Raw genomic sequence first — 16,014 nt, 5'->3', positions numbered from 1 at the left:
AACCGGCTATGGCCCCGCGATCGCTTGCGATACGCCTCGATCCCGCCGCAGACTTGCCTTTCACGCGGGCCGCGGGCTTGACCGGGCCTTCGCCGAACGGCACGCAGGCCTCGGTGCCGCCGCGCGGTAGACGAAAACCGAATGGTCGAAACCGGCACGCTCGACCGCATAGCTACCGTCGACGAAGTCGTTTAGGAGCTGATTAACGTAACCATGCTACACACGGAGTATTGGGATCAGGAATATTGCGGTGGTCGAAACTCGGATTGCGCCACGCGTTAAAATTATGAAAGCTGCCAAGATGGATTATGGCGGCGACAAATATCCATGCATTGTTCGCGACATATCCAGCACCGGTGCAGCGCTGGAATTTTCCGATCTTCTCCGCATTCCCGATGAATTCACATTGATCATCCCAGATGACCGCTTGCGGCTTCCATGCCGCGTTGTATGGCGCAGAGAGTATCGCGTCGGAGTGCAGTTCAATTGATTTGAGCATGAGCCCGGCGACATCAGCGCCGGACGGCTCATCGGAACGCGCGCGGTGGACGAAAACCGAATCGTCGAAACACCGGCACGCTCGACCGCATCGCGACCGTCGACGAAATCGCGCGGGTCGTGGAGGCGTTTGCAGAACCGCTCGGCGTGTTTGTCTCGGGCCAGGTGCTGCGCGTGGATGGTGACCTCATCGACGTGCACGATCATGGCATCGCGATGACTTGTTCCGGGCTTCCGCGAACGCTCGCTCGCGGAACCTGCGGTTGCATCACCACACCCGTGAAGCGGCATGATGGAACATTCATCTTTGTGTAAAGTTGCCAGTCCAATGCGAAGGAACGAAAGCCCATGACGGTGGCTTTTCATGTCAGTCTTGTTGGCCGAACTGACCTCAGTGGCGAGATCTACCGTCAGATCCGGCAGGCAATTCTGGACGGGCGCCTTCGGCCTGGAGAGCGCCTGTCATCCACGCGAGAACTGGCCGCCGCGCTGACGGTTTCACGATCGACGGTGACGGTCGCGTATGAAAGTCTTCTCGCGGAAGGATTCGCGACATCCCATACGGGCGCCGGGACGTTCGTCAGCCATCAGTTCGAGGCAAAACGTCCGGCGTCGAAAACAAGGCGATCGACGGCCCGCACTATTCGAGTGCGTGGAGTTTGGAAGACGATACCGCTTCCGGCGGCCTTTGTCCGCGCGGCGCGTTTCGACTTCAGAACCGGGCTTCCAGACGCTTCGTTATTTCCACACCGAGCCTGGCGGCGGGTCGTCGCCCGTGCGCTACGCTCGCGCGAGATGGCAGCAGGCATCTACGAGAATCCTGCGGGCAATTGGGACCTGCGCACGGCGATCGCTCGCCACATCGGCATCTCACGCAGCGTTTCAGCATCGCCCGACGACCTAATCGTGACCAATGGCACCCAACAGGCGCTTGACATCATCGCACGCGTGCTTCTCGAGCCTGGCGATGTCGTTGCGATGGAGGATCCGGGCTATCAGCCCCCAAAGGATTTGTTCAAGGTGCTGGGCGCGCGCGTGATCGGTGTGCCGGTCGATAGCGAAGGCCTGATCGTGCAGGCGCTGCCGGCCGGGGCCAGGGCCGTCTACGTGACGCCCTCGCATCAGTATCCCCTCGGCGTGGCCATGAGCCTGTCGCGTCGACGTGCGCTGCTTGCCTGGGCTGAGCGCAACAACGCAGTTGTCGTTGAGGACGACTATGACAGCGAGTTTCGCTTCGGCGGGCGTCCGCTCGAGCCGCTTCAGACCCTCGATGCGACCGGCCGCGTTGTGTATGTCGGCACGTTTTCAAAAACGTTGCTGCCGGCTCTACGGCTGGGCTTCATGGTCGTGCCGCCGTCGCTGCGAGAGGCGGCGCACAAGGCGAAGTTCGTCACCGATTGGCATACAGCGACAATAGCGCAGAGCGCTTTGGCGCGGTTCATCGACGAAGGCGCGTTTGCCCGGCACATTCGGAAGGTGAGCCGCATTTATAGCGAACGGCACGAGATGCTGACCGCGGAGATCAAGAGGAATTTCGGCGATCACCTCGAGCTTGTTCCATCGAGCACCGGACTGCATATCGCCGCCTGCGCGCGCGGAGCGTCGGTTGATCATATCGATGCGATTGCATCACGAGCCTTTGATCTCGGCGTCGCCGTCCAAAGGATGTCAGCCTTCCGGGTGGACGGAAAGCCTCCGGCCGGCTTCGTCCTGGGATATGGAGCGATCAAGACGCCGCGGATTGCCGAAGGGCTGAGGCGGCTGCGCAGGTGCTTCGATGAACTTGTGTCTCGACGCCTGAAAGCGGCATGACCGATGTCGCCAGGGGCGGCGGCACGCGCCTGAATTGGACTGTTTGATCGTGCGCAAATTGGACCTTCCGTCATACCGCTTCGCTTTCTAGTGTTGAGCCACTGACGCGCGCGGCGTCAGGCAGCGGCGATATTTACCAGACGGCGAGTTGCGCGGAGCGCGAGGCGATCGTGTGCCCGCCACGACGATTGCCGCTCGCGTTGAGACCGCAAGCGCACCCTGACCGCCGACCATAGCTCGTCATCGCACGAACGCGTGAGAGGTGAACAAGCTCACACGCCAGCGACGCGCATGCCGATAGTTCTGTCCGCGCAACATCTGCGTATCAGGAGGACTCATGTCAGTTGTTGTCAATTCGCTCACGAGTTGGAAGGGAACTGCGAACGGAGCCGCGGCGTCCAGCCATCACCGACTTGGATGGGGATTACGGTTCCTAAGCTGGTGTGCCCGGTGTTCGGAGCGATCACGGCAGCGGCAGGCCCTGTCGGAGCTCGTTGACCACCATCTCAAGGACATCGGCAAGACGCGGCCAGAGGCCATGGCCGAAGCAACCAAGCCGTTCTGGAAATGACGCCATTCATCGCGCACTTGCTGCCAGCGGTGGCGCTTGGCTTGTGCGTCGCTATCCCGTTCGGCCCGATTGGCTTGATGTGCGTGCAGCGGACGCTGGCATTCGGAATCTGGTTTGGGATCGCGAGCGGCATGGGTGCGGCAACAGCGCACGGCATGTTCAGTTGGCTGGCCACCGTGAGCGGGACCGTGTTGATGCAGACGACCCTCGCCCTGCACACGCCGCTGCGCATCACTGCAGGGATCGTCCTGGTCCTGATGGGCCTCAGAACCATTCTCGTGTCCACGCAGGCGGCGCACGGCGCGACTTGCGGAGACGCGACATGCGGAGATTTGCTTTCGGCCTATACATCGGCCCTATTGATCGCCGCCGCCAACCCGATGACGATACTGCCGTACCTGGGCATCACGTCTGCGCTGGAAACCGGCAACCTGCTGATCGTGGATCGCGCGCTGGTGACGCCTATCGGTGTGATGATGGGCAGTGCATCCTGGTATTTCTTCCTCGCCCTCAGCACGAACGCCATGTTTCGGAGCTTGCAGAAAACCGTGCTGGATTGGCTCAACCGGCTGGCCGGGATCTTCCTGATAGCACTGGGAGCTTCGCTATGCGCCCGCATCGTCTGACGGCGACAGTAGAGCATGAACTGGCGCCGGTCGATCGTGAGTCGCTGGCCGCCAGCGAAACTGCGAGGCCCACCATGAGCAACAGCAAGCTTGTCGCATGCGCATTCGCGCTCCGACGCATTCTCGCCGCCGAACAGCGAGGCCGCAGCGAACGACCGGGAACAGCCCGCAAGTAGCGTCCCGGTGATCGCGCTCATCAAATGAAGGAGATCAGGTGATGCACATCAAGCCTGTTGACCGCATGCAGAAGAACGAGCGCCTTATGGCGTGTGACACGGCTCAAACGAAGCAGGCTGTGGACGGAGTCCTTGATCTGGTCCACGCCGCCGCTGACGAAATCGAACGCAGCCGCCGGCTCCCCGACGCGGTCGTCGCCGCCCTGCGCGACACAGGGATCAACCGCCTGCTGATCCCAGCAGCCCTCGGTGGAATGGAGGCGCCGATCACCGACGTGATGGACGTCATGGAGCGCATCGCGGCAGTCGACGGCAGCGCCGGGTGGTGCGCGGCGATCGGCGCAGGGAGCAACGTGTTCGCCGGCTACATGCCCGCAACGGGCGCCCGCACGGTGTTCGCCGACCCCGATCAAGGCAGTGCCACTATGTTCGCCCCGGTCGGCCAGATCGTCAGCGAGCACGGCCGAACCGTGCTGAGCGGCCGCTGGCCGTTCACAAGCAACTGCCTTCACAGTGCATGGGTCGGCCTCGGCGCACTGTTTCGTGAGGCCGATGGAATAGACCCCGTGCCGCGCATCGTGTTCGTGCCCGTGGCCGACCTGACGATCGAGGACACCTGGGATGTCGTGGGCCTGCGCGGGACCGGCAGCCACCACGTCGCCGCCGCCGAAGTTCCGGTTTACCCGGATCGATGCGCTCGCTTCGCCGACCGGCCGTGGCCCGACGGTACGTTATGGCGGCTGCCCATCTACACGACGCTGCTGCCGACCCTCGTCGCCGTCCCGCTTGGCATCGCCCGCGGCGCCATCGACGAGGTTTCGCGGCAGGCGCGCGAAGGCCGGACCGCGCGGCGAGGCCAATTGACTGACGCACCGGTCTCGATGGCCGAACTCGCCGTCGCAGACACGCGGCTGCGGGCGGCCCGCGCCGGATTGCGCGACGCGGTCGGTGAGGCGCACACGCACGCCGAGCGAGGCGAGCCGATCAGCCGGCAACTCCAGGCCCGCATTTGCCTGGCCGGCATGCACGCCTGCGACACCAGCGTGGAGGTGACGTCCACGGCGCACCACCTTGGCGGCGGCGCCGCCGCCTACCGTGGGAGCCGCCTGCTGCGAGCCCTCAGCGACGTGCAGGCCGCGCGCCAGCACCTGCTGTTCTCCCACCAGCACTTGAGCGCGTTGGGCAAGCTCGTGGCGGGCCTGGATGTGGCCTATCCCCCGTACGTCATGTGACGGCCGGCGAACGGTCATCTCGATTGCGATTGGGATCAATGCGGCAGGAGGCCGAGCTCTCAACTACGAAATATGGAAAACAACCCCATGCAAAGTAGCAATAATCGCTGGCATGATACCTTGAGCGATTCCGCGAACGCCTGACACGTCGGGCAAATCAGCGGCACTACTCCATCATCGCGCAGACTACCTATGGGCCTGCTGTAGCGCTGCCCCTTGTCGCGATTGCACACAACATCCTTTTGACAGTTGAAAGTCGCCGCAACGAGCCATCGCCGGCGCGTTGCCGAACCGCGCGCGCTTCCGGCGCGTGCCCGAAGAAATTCCTGGGGAATATCGACATGAACACCGCTCCGAACCTCAGTTTGCCGACGGCGACAGCCGCAACCGATCCAACCAGGGCCACCGCAACGCCGCGGATAAAGCTCTCGTCACATGGTTTCTCCATCGATCATCCAGATCCTGAGCTTGGCGAACAGCTCCTGGCGAACGCATTGGGGGTGTCCGATCGCGATGCGATGCACGGCATCCTCCGGCAATTGGTGAAGGCCAGCGTGAACGGCGAGAGGCCCGACGAGGTCAACCTCGCCTCATGATTTCAATGGTGAAAAACATCAGCCCAAGGGATTCCATCGAGGCCATGCTGGTGGCGCAGATGGTCCCCGTTCATGTGATGGCGATGCGATGTGCCTATCACCTCGCGAATGCGGAAGACACAGGTCGGCAAGACAGTGCCTGGCGCGCATTGGGCAGGCTCGCCCGCACCTTTCCCGCCCAGATCGAGGCGCTCAACCGCTATCGGAGCCATGGCGAGCCCGCCATCACCGTGCAGAACGTGTCGGTCGGGGATGGCGGTAAGGCCATTGTCGGCAACGTCACGCAACATGCGAGCGTGATCGTTTCGGACAAAGTGTCCGCGGCGCCGGCTGCGCGGATGGCCGACAAGCGGAAAGCACAGGCATGAGCGATCACGCCCGCAATACCGGAGCGATGCTGGCGAGCCCGCGTTGCGGCGCCAAAATCCGTTCCGGCGGCGCGTGTGCCGCTCCCTTCATTCTTCGGACGCGTATGCCTCGCCAAGCATGTCCGGCTCCTTCGAACTTCTCGCGGCGAGATTTCGCGGGTTGCTCCGAACGCCAGCTATCTCGGATTCGCCGCGGACGCATTGGGTTCATTCGGCTGCTGACCCAGAGTCACGCTACAGGTTATCGGAACTGAGCAAGGTGACCTCGAACGTCGCAATACGATCCGGTTGAGCTGGATCGACCGTGAACACGAAGACCACACGGTCCCCCGCCGCGAATCCCGCAAAGCCCTTGCGTTCGAGATACTTCTTGTCCGCTTCGAAATAGACGTAGTGCTTGTTGTTCAGAACGGCCCTGAACGTCCTCAGACCAATGGACTCGAAGAACTGCTCATAGTCAGCGTCTTCGCTGAAAGCAAGTTCGGAGCTTGGCAAGAGGCATACAGCGGTGTCGTGTATGCGTCGCCAAGCATGTCCGGCTTCTTCGAGCTTCTCGCGGCGAGATTTCGCGAGTTGCTCCGAACGCCAGCTATCTTGGCTTCACCGCGGACGCATTGGGCTCGTTCGGCTGCTGACCCAAGGTCACGCTCAATGCGCTTTCTTTTCCTTGCCGAAGCACCGTGAACTGGGTCGAAGAGCCCGGCGCCATCGCGCCGACTTTCCTGGTCAACTCGTTGGCGTTCTTGACCGACTCACCACCCACCGAGGTGATCACGTCTCCGCTTCTCAATCCGGCTTTCGCAGCGGGACCATTGTCTTGAACCATTGCCACGATCGCACCGCGGAGATTGCTCAGTCCGAGGCCGTCGGCAAGTTCAGGAGTGACCGATTGAACTTTGGTCCCGAGCCATCCGCGCGTGACCGCGCCCTTTTCCTTTAGCTGCGGTATTACTGCCTTGACCGTATCCGCCGGGACCGCAAACGCAACGCCCACTGAGCCTTGGGAAGGCGAAAAGATCATGCTGTTGACGCCGATGACGTCGCCCCGGGTATTGAAGCTCGGACCGCCGGCATCACCGCTGTTGATTGCCGCATCGATCTGGATGAAATCCTTCCCTGAACCAACCTCGATGTCGCGCTCGCGCGCGGAAATAATACCGGCCGTCACGGTACCTCCGACCGCAAGCGGATTCCCGGCGGTAAGCACCCAATCGCCCACGCGCGGCGGCTGGTCAGCGAGCTTCACGTAGTTGAAGTCCGTGCGTCCGTCGACTTTGATCAAGGCGATATCACTCCACGAGTCCCTTCCTACGACTCTTGCCGAATAGGCCTGGTTGTCGCTGGTTCGGATCTCGGCTGTGTCGCCGTCTTCCACGACGTGGCTGCTGGTCACGGCATAACCGTCCGGAGAGATGAAGAAGCCTGATCCGGCATTGATCAGTTCGAGTGTATTCGGTGCCTTCCCTCGATCGGGCGCATCCGGATCCGCCCCTGGAATCTCCGCTTTCGGAGCGCGCTGTTCAGGCACACCAAATTTGCGCGTCGCAGTCGCTTTGGAGCGCACCGCAATCACGGTCGGCTGAATTTTTTCGGCGAGATCGGCGAAATCGCCGGGCCCACGACCATCTTCAGTAGCAGCAACCCGATCGATCAATGTCGCCGGCCTGCCCACGAAGGAAGCCTGGCCCGGAGAATTTACCGTTGCCTGCGCGATATTCGCGATCACCGGAGTCGCGAAGACGATCATCCCGCCCATCATCAACGCCCGGCGCCAGCTCAAAACCAAATTTCCACGAGCCAAATTTCCAAGAGCCATGTGCGCTTCCATAGTCCTTTGTCGTCCTCACCGCGGCTTTTACGTCAGACGCCGGCACGTTTAGCTCGCCGTCGGTTCTGTGAGAGCGCTCAGGCGCTCGCAGCAACTGGGCTCAACAATCCGCTGCGCCAGCGGTTCCTTTCCAGCCCAAGGTGGATAAGAAGGTCATCCAAATGCAGGAAAGCCATGCTGACTGACCGCCTCGTCACCGAAAATCCCGCATAGCTCCCAACGTGATCTTCGCGGTTCCGCGCTCGCCTCATTTGCATCCGTTCGCTGAGGCGCCCGCTGAACTTGCGGCGGCCTCGACAACTTTCTTTGAACCGTCGGTTTCTTTGAACCGTCGGCCCGTGTGTTAGGATGGATCTGCCACGACAACCGAATTTAACCGACTTTCGGTGAAGGCAGGCTGTGATCAAAGTCGAGCGAACCGGCGAAGGCGATCCACTCGAATTCGAGGTCATCGTCCGTGCGGGAAACGGCGAGACTCGCCATCACGTCACGATGGCAAGAGATACTTGCGAACGGCTGACGATGGGGACGCACACGCCAGAGGGTTGCATCAAGGCGGCGTTCCAATTCCTGCTTGATCGCGAACCGCAGGGATCGATCCTGCGGCGTTTCGACATCACCGTGATCTCCCGTTACTTTCCCGAGTTTGAGCGCGAGCTGCCGCGCTACCTCTCTCAATCCTGATGAGGTCGTCATATTCGGCAGGGAGGGCAATTAGCCATGCTGGTCCGCGAACGCGCGCGGAAATTGAAGCAGAGCGTGGGGAATCGTAGCGTAGAGAGTTTGAGCGATGGTAGCGAGAGAGGGACTCGAACCCCCGACCCCAGGATTATGATTCCCGTGCTCTAACCAGCTGAGCTACCTCGCCACGGTTCACCGTCGCGGCACACTATACCGCATTCGCGAACGCGCGGCATATAAGGAGTGGCTCGCGGACCTGTCAAGCAAAGCCGGCGGTTCGGCCAAGCGCCTGCAAAATAGCGCTACTTCGGCCGGATTGACGGGTCGCCGCCGGGGCTGCCGGGCGGGGGAATCACGGGCGTCTTGCCCGCGTCCGGCGCCGGCGCGTGCATTTCGGGATCGACGCCGGGGGGCGGACACAATACGCCGTCAGAGCGCGCCAGTTTGTCGCCGAGCGGCTCGGCCCGCTGGCCGGTGGTCGTTCCTTCCTGGGATTTTCCCTCCGGAACCGTCGCGCCGGAATGCGGCGCCGGTTGCATCGGTGCGCAATTGGTGGCGGCGGCACGGTCGGGCGATGGCGGCGCGGTCCGGGCCGGCGGCGTCGTGGGGCCAGGCGGCGCCTGCGCGCCCGCCACATCGGCGGCCACCATCAGAGCACATGAGATCAGAAGGGCGCGTTTTATTGCCATGCGGGGAAAACGGCCCGCGCTCGCGGAGGTTCCGCGGTTAGATTGGTGCTTTTTGTCTGACGCGTTTTCTTGAGCGAAAACGCTATGCCCTTCACGATTTCCGAAAGCGGATCAGCGAAAAGTGTCCCATCGGCGGCATCGGTCGCCGCTCGGTCAGGGTGACGCCGCCATGTTTGGCGGCCCAGTTGGTCAGGCGTTCCCACGGGAATTCCGGCCGCCAGCCGAGCCGCCGCGCCAGTGGTGCGAACGCCAGTTCGAAGACGCGGCGCGGGCCGCTTTCAGCACCGATATGATTGACCAGGATGAGTTCGCCGCCGGGTTTCAGCACGCGAATGAAATCATCCAGCGTGCGTTCCGGATCCGGCACCGCCGTGATGACATATTGCGCCACCACCGCATCGAAAAATGAATCCGGAAACGCCAGGTTCTTGGCGTCCATCACCGCAAGCGTTTCGACATTGGTCAGGCCGAACTCGCGCACGCGCTTCCGCGCTCGCCGCAGCATCGGCTCGGAAATGTCGACGCCGCATAACTTGGTATTGCGCGAATATTCAGACAGCGAGAGCCCGGTGCCGACGCCGACGTCGAGAACGCGTCCGCCGATCTTGTCGGCTTCCTTGATGGTCGACCGGCGTCCCTCGTCGAACACCTTGCCGAAAACCAGATCGTAGACCGGCGCCCAGCGCCCATAAGCCTTTTCGACCCCGTCGCGGTCGATGTCCCCAGCCATTTCCCCTGCCCCGATTTTTTGTTAGCTGCGCATCACCTCGGGGAGCGGCGTCATGGTTGGCTGCGCCCCTGCCCTTGCCACCGCATTCGTCGCGGCCGCGCTCTTGATGAATCCGCCGCCGAGCACGCGCGCCTGTCCCGCCGGCGCATCGTAGAACACGCAGGCCTGGCCTGGCGACACGCCCTCTTCGCCGGCGACGAGTTCGACCTCATAGCCGCCATCGACCGCGCGCAGCCAGGCCGGCTGCGGCGCGCGCGTCGAACGCACGCGCACGAACATCTCAATGCCGTTGCCGATGACGCGGTCGAGTGGACCGTCGCCGATCCAGTTGACGTCACGCAGGCGGATGCGATCCATCCGCAGCGCCTCGCGCGGGCCCACCACGACGCGGCGGCTGGCCGCGTCGAGCTTGACGACATAGAGCGGCGCGCCGGAGGCGATGCCCAGCCCCTTGCGTTGGCCGACGGTGAAATGAACGATGCCACGGTGCCGGCCGATCACGTGGCCGTCGAGATCGACGATGTCGCCGGGTTCGATCGCACCCGGCTTCAGACGGCCGATGATGTCGGTATAGCGCCCGGTCGGCACGAAGCAGATGTCCTGGCTGTCCTGCTTGTCGGCGACTTCGAGTCCGAAGCGCCGCGCCAGTTCGCGCGCCTGCGGCTTGGTCATGTCGCCAAGGGGAAAGCGGAGATAATCGAGCTGCTCGCGCGTGGTCGCGAACAGGAAATAGCTCTGGTCGCGATCGGCATCTGCAGCGCACACCAGCGCGCGCGATCCCTCGGCGAGGCGGCGGGACGCAACGTAGTGTCCGGTCGCGAGCGCACTCGCGCCGAGCTCGCGCGCGGTCGCCAGCAGATCGCGAAACTTGACCGAGCGGTTGCACTCGATGCACGGCACCGGCGTTTCGCCGAGCGCATAGCTATCGGCAAAATTGTCGATCACGGATTCGCGGAAGCGGCTTTCATAGTCGAGCACGTAATGCGGAATGCCGATCCGCTCCGCGACGTTGCGGGCGTCGTGGATGTCGCGCCCGGCGCAGCAGGCACCCTTGCGATGGGTGGCCGCGCCATGGTCGTAAAGCTGCAGCGTGATCCCGACCACGTCGTAGCCCTCGGACTTCAGCAAGGCGGCCGTCACCGAGGAATCGACGCCGCCGGACATGGCGACAACGATCCGCGTGTCCTGCGGACGGCCTTCGAGATCCAGACTGTTTCGCATGCCAGGGGTCATCGACTTCAATCGCAAGCGCGCTGCGCGGCTCGCGGTCAGGGTTAAAAGCCTTTTATCATAAGGCCTTAGGGCATCATTCGGCCATACCGGGCCGGATCGGACGCCGCTCTTTAATATAGGCCGTATTCCCGCGAGGCAATCAGCCGATCCCCATTTTTGGAGAGGGTCCAGGACGGCAAATCTTGCCGCCGGGCAGAAAAGGCGGCCGTCATCAGGCCTCGAGACCTGATCAACATCCTCACAAGCATTTGAAATATAACGATATTTTCTTGGACGGCGAATGGCCCGGTCCTTGCTGAATGGTAAGCCGAGAGCTCAGCGCGAGGGTCGCCCGTGGTAAGTGTCACGTCAGAAGTATCGGCAAACGCATCTTTTCAGAACGCCGCGGCGAGGTCCGCCCGGCCGGATTCCGAGCCGCCGGCCAGAAACGACAGTTTCGCGGCGCTGGTCGACAGCAATTCGGCCGCCAGCAACAACGACAATCGCGCCCAGGACAAGGCGCCCGCCTCCCGCCGCTCCGATGATGCGCAAGCCGCGTCCGACAACCGCTCGCGCGATGCCGCCGCATCGGACAAGGCGGACAAGATCGCGCGGAACGATTCGAATGATCGCAACGCCGCGGCCAAGGCACGCAGCGACAAGGCACGCTACGACAACAAAGTCGACGCCAAGGCCGATACTGATGCCAGGACCGATGCCGACACCAACGTCGCGACGACCCGCCGCGCCAAATCGAAGTCCGACGCGGCGAAGTCCGATGGCGCGAAGTCCGCCGAGACGACGCAGGCATCTTCCGACGACGCCTCCCAGGCCGCCGATCAGACCGCGACCACGCAGGATGGAACGGCCGTGGTGACGGCCGACACCATTGCCGTCGCCATCCCTGCCGCCGCAGCGCCGGTGGCGACAGCTTCCGCGACACAAGCAACCGACAAGGCAACCGCGCCGCTTGCCATCGCCGCGGCCGCGATCGCAGCCTCCGCTTCGCTCGCCGCTGAGACGGCGCCCGCCGTTCCCCCTGACGCCGCGCAGGCCGACGGCGGTGCCAAGACCGGCGCGCAGGGCGGCATCGGCCAGGCCGTCAGCGCCCAGGCCACATCCGTCGACCCGTCCATCACAACCGGCATAGCTCAGGCCGCTGCAGTGGTCGCGGCGACGCCCGCCGCCACCAAAGCCGCCGTTCAGCTCAATACTCCCGATCTCGCCAGGAAAGGCGCCACGACGGCAGTCGAGCAGGCCGGCACCACCGATACCGCGACTTCCGCAGCACCTGCCGCGGACACCACTGTGCCCGCCGTCATGCCGGCGACCGAAGCAGCGGGCAAGCCGAAGTCCGAGAACGGCATCGCTGACGCCGTAAGCGCCGACGCGTCCGGCAATTCCATCGCGCCGCCGGCCGCCAACGCCCAAGCCGGCGCGCATCTTGGCGCCCTTGATGTCGGCCAGGCGCCAGTCAATTCCTCCGGCAACGGCCTGCAGGCTGCCGGCGCGATCCAGGCGCAGCAACCGGCCGCTTCCGCCACGACGCCGGCTGCCGCGAGCCAGCTCACCGCCACGGCCGCCGCAAGCGCGCCGGTACCGGTGAGCGGACTTGCGATGGAAATCGCCGCGTCCGCCAAAAGCGGCAAGACCCGCTTCGAAATCCGGCTCGATCCCGCCGAACTCGGCCGCATCGACGTCCGCATCGATATCGATCGCCACGGCCAGATGACGTCGCATCTGACTGTCGAACGGCCGGAAACGCTGTCGATGCTGCGCCAGGACGCCAACCAGTTGCAGCGCGCTCTCGACAATGCCGGGCTCTCGACCGGCAATAGCGGATTGCAGTTCAGCCTGCGCGACCAATCCTCGCAAGGGCAGAACGACGGCAACCAGTCCAATCCCAACGCTCATCGCCTCGTCATCAGCGAGGAAGACAATGTGCCGGCCATCGTCGCCGGCCGCAGCTATGGCCGCATGCTCGGTACGAGCGGCGGCGTCGACATCAGGGTTTAAGGGAGATCGCCATGGCAGTTGATGCAACCACGCCGACAACGGTCGTCTCGGCGCCCGGGACCGGCACCGCCACCAGCAACAAGTCTGGGTCGACGGCAACGACGGGGATCGCGGATAACTTCCAGACCTTCCTCACGCTGCTGACCACGCAGCTCCAGAACCAGAATCCGCTCGATCCGCTCGACACCAACCAGTTCACGCAGCAGCTCGTGCAGTTTGCCGGCATTGAACAACAGCTCAAGTCGAACGAACAGTTGAAGTCGCTGGTGGAGATCGAAAAGAGCGCGCAGGCGACGCAGGCGCTGGTCTATGTCGGCAATACCGTCGCCGTAGACGGCAGCAAGGCGGCGTTCGACAAATCGGCGACCTGGAATTTTCAGTCCGAAAAAGATGCGACCGCGACGATCACGATCACCAGTTCGACCGGACAGACCGCCTATACCGGTGATTTTTCCCTCAAGCAGGGCAATTCCAGCTTCGTCTGGGACGGCAAGGGCAATGATGGGGTGCAGTGGCCGGCGGGCAATTACACCATGACCGCCACCGGCAAGGACAGTTCCGGCAACACCGTGGCAATCTCCACCGAGGTCCAGGGCATCGTCGACTCGGTCGATCTCAGCGCCTCCCCGCCGCTGCTGTCGATTGGCGGCCAGACCTACACCACCGACAAGATCAAGCGCGTGGTCCGTTCGGGCGCCTCAAGCTAGGGTACCCGCCCATTCGCGTCGTTTGATCCGCCGTTTCCGGCCCGGCAATCCCTGATTGTACGCAAAAGCGTCACAGGGAACCCGGGGGCCGAAGCTATTTCCGTCATTTTCAAGGAGATTCGTATTGAAGCCGTGGGCTTAGGCAATTTTTAAGCCGCGGGGCGTAGGTTGTCATAGTGAGTTCAGTGGTTGAGAGTTTGTGAGTACGCCATGACAGAACCCCATCGCCCGAGGGTAAAATACGTCATCGGGCCTGACGGCAGCCCGTTAACAATTGCTGACCTGCCCGCGCCCGGCACCAAACGGTGGGTCATCCGCCGCAAGGCCGAGGTCGTTGCAGCGGTCCGCGGCGGCCTGCTCTCCCTCGAGGAAGCCTGCAGCCGCTACACGCTGACAGTCGACGAATTCCTGTCGTGGCAGTTTTCCATCGATCAGCATGGCCTGGCCGGCTTGCGGACTACCCGGATCCAGCAATATCGGCAGTAGACTCGCCCGAACCGAAAGATTTGATGAAAACCGGCTTCGTTTCGCGAAGCCGGTTTTTTTCATGCCGGAACTATTCGCGGCGGCTTTAACTGACGTTAACCATATGGAAACCATCCCCTAGGCAATAATTGCCCAGTCGGTCCCTCGGGCCGAATCCCTGGGGGCGGTTGGTGCAAAGTCTTGTTGCTTTCCTGAAAGGCCTGGGCGCGGCACGGCTGATGGCCATGGTTGCCGTGACGACCGCGCTGATCGGCTTCTTCGCCTTCGTCATCATGCGCGTCACGACGCCGCAGATGACCACCCTGTTCACCGACCTCTCCGCCGAAGATTCCTCCAGCATCATCAAGGATCTGGAACGCCAGGCGATTCCCTTCGAGCTGCGCAACGAAGGCGCCGTCATCATGGTGCCGAAGGACAAGGTCACGCGGTTGCGGATGAAGCTCGCCGAAAGCAATCTACCCAAGGGCGGCAGCGTCGGTTACGAGATTTTCGACAAATCGGACGCCCTCGGCACCACGAGCTTCGTCCAGAACATCAATCATTTGCGCGCACTGGAGGGCGAACTCGCCCGCACCATCCGCGCCATCGATCGCATCCAGGCGGCCCGAGTGCATCTGGTGCTGCCGGAGCGGCCGCTGTTCTCGCGCGAAACGCCGGAGCCGTCGGCCTCGATCGTGCTGCGGGTGCGCGGCAGCCTCGAACCCCAGCAGATCCGCGCTATTCGGCATGTCGTCGCCTCCGCCGTCAACGGGCTGAAGCCGCAGCGGGTGTCGATCGTCGACGAGGCCGGCCGGTTGCTGGCCGACGGCGCCGGCAAGGACTCCGAGAACGCGGTCGGCGACGAGCGCCGCACGGCGTTCGAGAAGCGCATGCGCAACGAGGTCGAGGCGATCGTCTCTTCGGTGGTCGGCCAGGGCCGCGCCCGCGTCCAGCTCACCGCCGATTTCGACTACAACAAGGTCACCCAGACCTCGGACAAGTTCGATCCCGAGGGCCGCGTGCTGCGCTCCACCCAGACCCGCGAGGAATCCTCGCTGACCGCCGAGAACAACGGCCAGGTCACGGTCAACAACGAATTGCCGGGCAATCAAACCAGCACCACACCGACCGCTCGCGACCAGAGCAAGAAGAGCGAAGAGACCAACAATTACGAGATTTCCCGCACCACCAAGACCGAGGTCACAGAGGCCGGACGGGTCAACCGGATCTCGGTGGCGGTGCTGGTCGACGGCGCCTATTCCAAGAACGAAAAGGGCGAGATGGTCTATCAGGACCGCAGCAAGGAACAGCTCGACCGCATCGCCACCCTGGTCCGCTCGGCGATCGGCTTCGACCAGAAGCGCGGCGACCAGGTCGAGGTCGTCAATCTTCGCTTTGCCGAAGCGCCGGCCGTGCCCGCGGTCGTCGAGCCGACCGGCTTTCTCGGCATGCTGCAGTTCACCAAGGATGACGTCATGTATGTCATCGAACTCGGCGTCATGATGCTGCTCGGCCTGGTGGTGCTGTTCATGGTGATCCGCCCGCTGGTCAAGCGCATCCTGGCTGCCGAAGTCATTCCCGCGCTGGCCGAACCGGTGCCGGCTTTGACCGACGGCACAGCCGAACTCGGGCCCGGGCAGGCGCTGATCGCCGGCAGCGGCACCGCCCAACTGATCGACGTCGCCCAGGTCCAGGGCCAGGTCCACGCGCAGGCCGTGCACCGGGTCGGCGAACTGGCCGAACGAAATCCGAACGAGACCGCTTCCATTGTTCGCCAATGGCTCAGCGAACCCGCCGAGTGACCTGA

General features: G+C 63.2%; 16 protein-coding genes and 1 tRNA gene. 11 read left to right on the top strand and 6 right to left on the bottom strand.

The window, feature by feature from the left end:
- The first annotated feature begins 250 nt into the window (after positions 1 to 250).
- The 6 genes from V1288_RS18200 (at position 251) to V1288_RS18170 (ending at position 5,879) form a co-directional block, all read left to right on the top strand.
- A complete protein-coding gene (locus V1288_RS18200; RefSeq protein WP_334358335.1) occupies positions 251 to 490 on the top strand; it encodes a PilZ domain-containing protein in 240 nt (79 codons plus the stop codon).
- A gap of 356 nt (positions 491 to 846) precedes the next feature.
- Complete coding sequence (gene pdxR / locus V1288_RS18195; RefSeq protein ID WP_334358334.1) at positions 847 to 2,310, top strand: MocR-like pyridoxine biosynthesis transcription factor PdxR; 1,464 nt, start codon at positions 847 to 849, stop codon at positions 2,308 to 2,310.
- A gap of 567 nt (positions 2,311 to 2,877) precedes the next feature.
- Entirely contained in the window at positions 2,878 to 3,507 is a 630-nt protein-coding gene (locus tag V1288_RS18185; protein ID WP_334358332.1) for a LysE family translocator, read from the top strand.
- 217 nt (positions 3,508 to 3,724) lie between these two features.
- On the top strand, positions 3,725 to 4,915 hold the full coding sequence (locus tag V1288_RS18180; protein WP_334358331.1) for an acyl-CoA dehydrogenase family protein: 1,191 nt from the start codon (positions 3,725 to 3,727) through the stop codon (positions 4,913 to 4,915).
- 341 nt (positions 4,916 to 5,256) lie between these two features.
- Entirely contained in the window at positions 5,257 to 5,511 is a 255-nt protein-coding gene (locus V1288_RS18175; protein ID WP_334358330.1) for a hypothetical protein, read from the top strand.
- 44 nt (positions 5,512 to 5,555) lie between these two features.
- On the top strand, positions 5,556 to 5,879 hold the full coding sequence (locus V1288_RS18170) for a hypothetical protein (protein ID WP_334358329.1): 324 nt from the start codon (positions 5,556 to 5,558) through the stop codon (positions 5,877 to 5,879).
- A gap of 234 nt (positions 5,880 to 6,113) precedes the next feature.
- On the opposite strand, the gene V1288_RS18165 is transcribed toward V1288_RS18170, so the two are convergent.
- Both V1288_RS18165 and V1288_RS18160 read right to left on the bottom strand, forming a co-directional pair.
- The gene (locus tag V1288_RS18165; protein ID WP_334358328.1) at positions 6,114 to 6,374 is read right to left on the bottom strand and encodes a hypothetical protein; all 261 of its coding nucleotides are present in this window, start codon (positions 6,372 to 6,374) and stop codon (positions 6,114 to 6,116) included.
- Positions 6,375 to 6,468: 94 nt separating this feature from the next.
- Positions 6,469 to 7,695: a S1C family serine protease gene (locus V1288_RS18160; protein ID WP_334358327.1), complete on the bottom strand. Its 1,227-nt coding sequence runs from the start codon at positions 7,693 to 7,695 to the stop codon at positions 6,469 to 6,471.
- A 411-nt stretch (positions 7,696 to 8,106) separates the two neighbouring features.
- Here V1288_RS18160 and V1288_RS18155 point away from each other — a divergent pair, with 411 nt between their 5' ends.
- Positions 8,107 to 8,391 (top strand): hypothetical protein, encoded by a 285-nt coding sequence (locus V1288_RS18155; protein ID WP_334358326.1) that lies wholly within the window; start codon positions 8,107 to 8,109, stop codon positions 8,389 to 8,391.
- 107 nt (positions 8,392 to 8,498) lie between these two features.
- On the opposite strand, the gene V1288_RS18150 is transcribed toward V1288_RS18155, so the two are convergent.
- The 4 genes from V1288_RS18150 to mnmA all read right to left on the bottom strand — a co-directional run bounded on the left by V1288_RS18150 (position 8,499) and on the right by mnmA (position 11,028).
- Positions 8,499 to 8,575 (bottom strand) — tRNA-Met (locus tag V1288_RS18150).
- 115 nt (positions 8,576 to 8,690) lie between these two features.
- Positions 8,691 to 9,077, bottom strand: a complete 387-nt coding sequence (locus tag V1288_RS18145; RefSeq protein WP_334358325.1) for a hypothetical protein — start codon at positions 9,075 to 9,077, stop codon at positions 8,691 to 8,693.
- Positions 9,078 to 9,168: 91 nt separating this feature from the next.
- A complete protein-coding gene (locus V1288_RS18140) occupies positions 9,169 to 9,807 on the bottom strand; it encodes a class I SAM-dependent methyltransferase (RefSeq protein ID WP_334358324.1) in 639 nt (212 codons plus the stop codon).
- Positions 9,808 to 9,828: 21 nt separating this feature from the next.
- A complete protein-coding gene (gene mnmA / locus V1288_RS18135) occupies positions 9,829 to 11,028 on the bottom strand; it encodes a tRNA 2-thiouridine(34) synthase MnmA (protein ID WP_334358323.1) in 1,200 nt (399 codons plus the stop codon).
- Between the two features lie 345 nt (positions 11,029 to 11,373).
- Here mnmA and V1288_RS18130 point away from each other — a divergent pair, with 345 nt between their 5' ends.
- The 4 genes from V1288_RS18130 to fliF all read left to right on the top strand — a co-directional run bounded on the left by V1288_RS18130 (position 11,374) and on the right by fliF (position 16,009).
- Complete coding sequence (locus tag V1288_RS18130) at positions 11,374 to 13,035, top strand: flagellar hook-length control protein FliK (RefSeq protein WP_334358322.1); 1,662 nt, start codon at positions 11,374 to 11,376, stop codon at positions 13,033 to 13,035.
- 11 nt (positions 13,036 to 13,046) lie between these two features.
- The gene (locus V1288_RS18125) at positions 13,047 to 13,742 is read left to right on the top strand and encodes a flagellar hook assembly protein FlgD (protein WP_334358321.1); all 696 of its coding nucleotides are present in this window, start codon (positions 13,047 to 13,049) and stop codon (positions 13,740 to 13,742) included.
- A 210-nt stretch (positions 13,743 to 13,952) separates the two neighbouring features.
- The gene (gene sciP / locus V1288_RS18120; RefSeq protein WP_002714638.1) at positions 13,953 to 14,228 is read left to right on the top strand and encodes a CtrA inhibitor SciP; all 276 of its coding nucleotides are present in this window, start codon (positions 13,953 to 13,955) and stop codon (positions 14,226 to 14,228) included.
- Between the two features lie 170 nt (positions 14,229 to 14,398).
- Positions 14,399 to 16,009 (top strand): flagellar basal-body MS-ring/collar protein FliF, encoded by a 1,611-nt coding sequence (gene fliF, locus V1288_RS18115; protein ID WP_334358320.1) that lies wholly within the window; start codon positions 14,399 to 14,401, stop codon positions 16,007 to 16,009.
- Positions 16,010 to 16,014 lie beyond the last annotated feature (5 nt).

It is taken from the genome of Bradyrhizobium sp. AZCC 2176 (assembly GCF_036924645.1).
Lineage (GTDB): Bacteria > Pseudomonadota > Alphaproteobacteria > Rhizobiales > Xanthobacteraceae > Bradyrhizobium.
The sequence above is the reverse complement of the archived record's forward strand: the minus strand, read 5'-3'. Positions and strand labels throughout refer to the sequence as shown.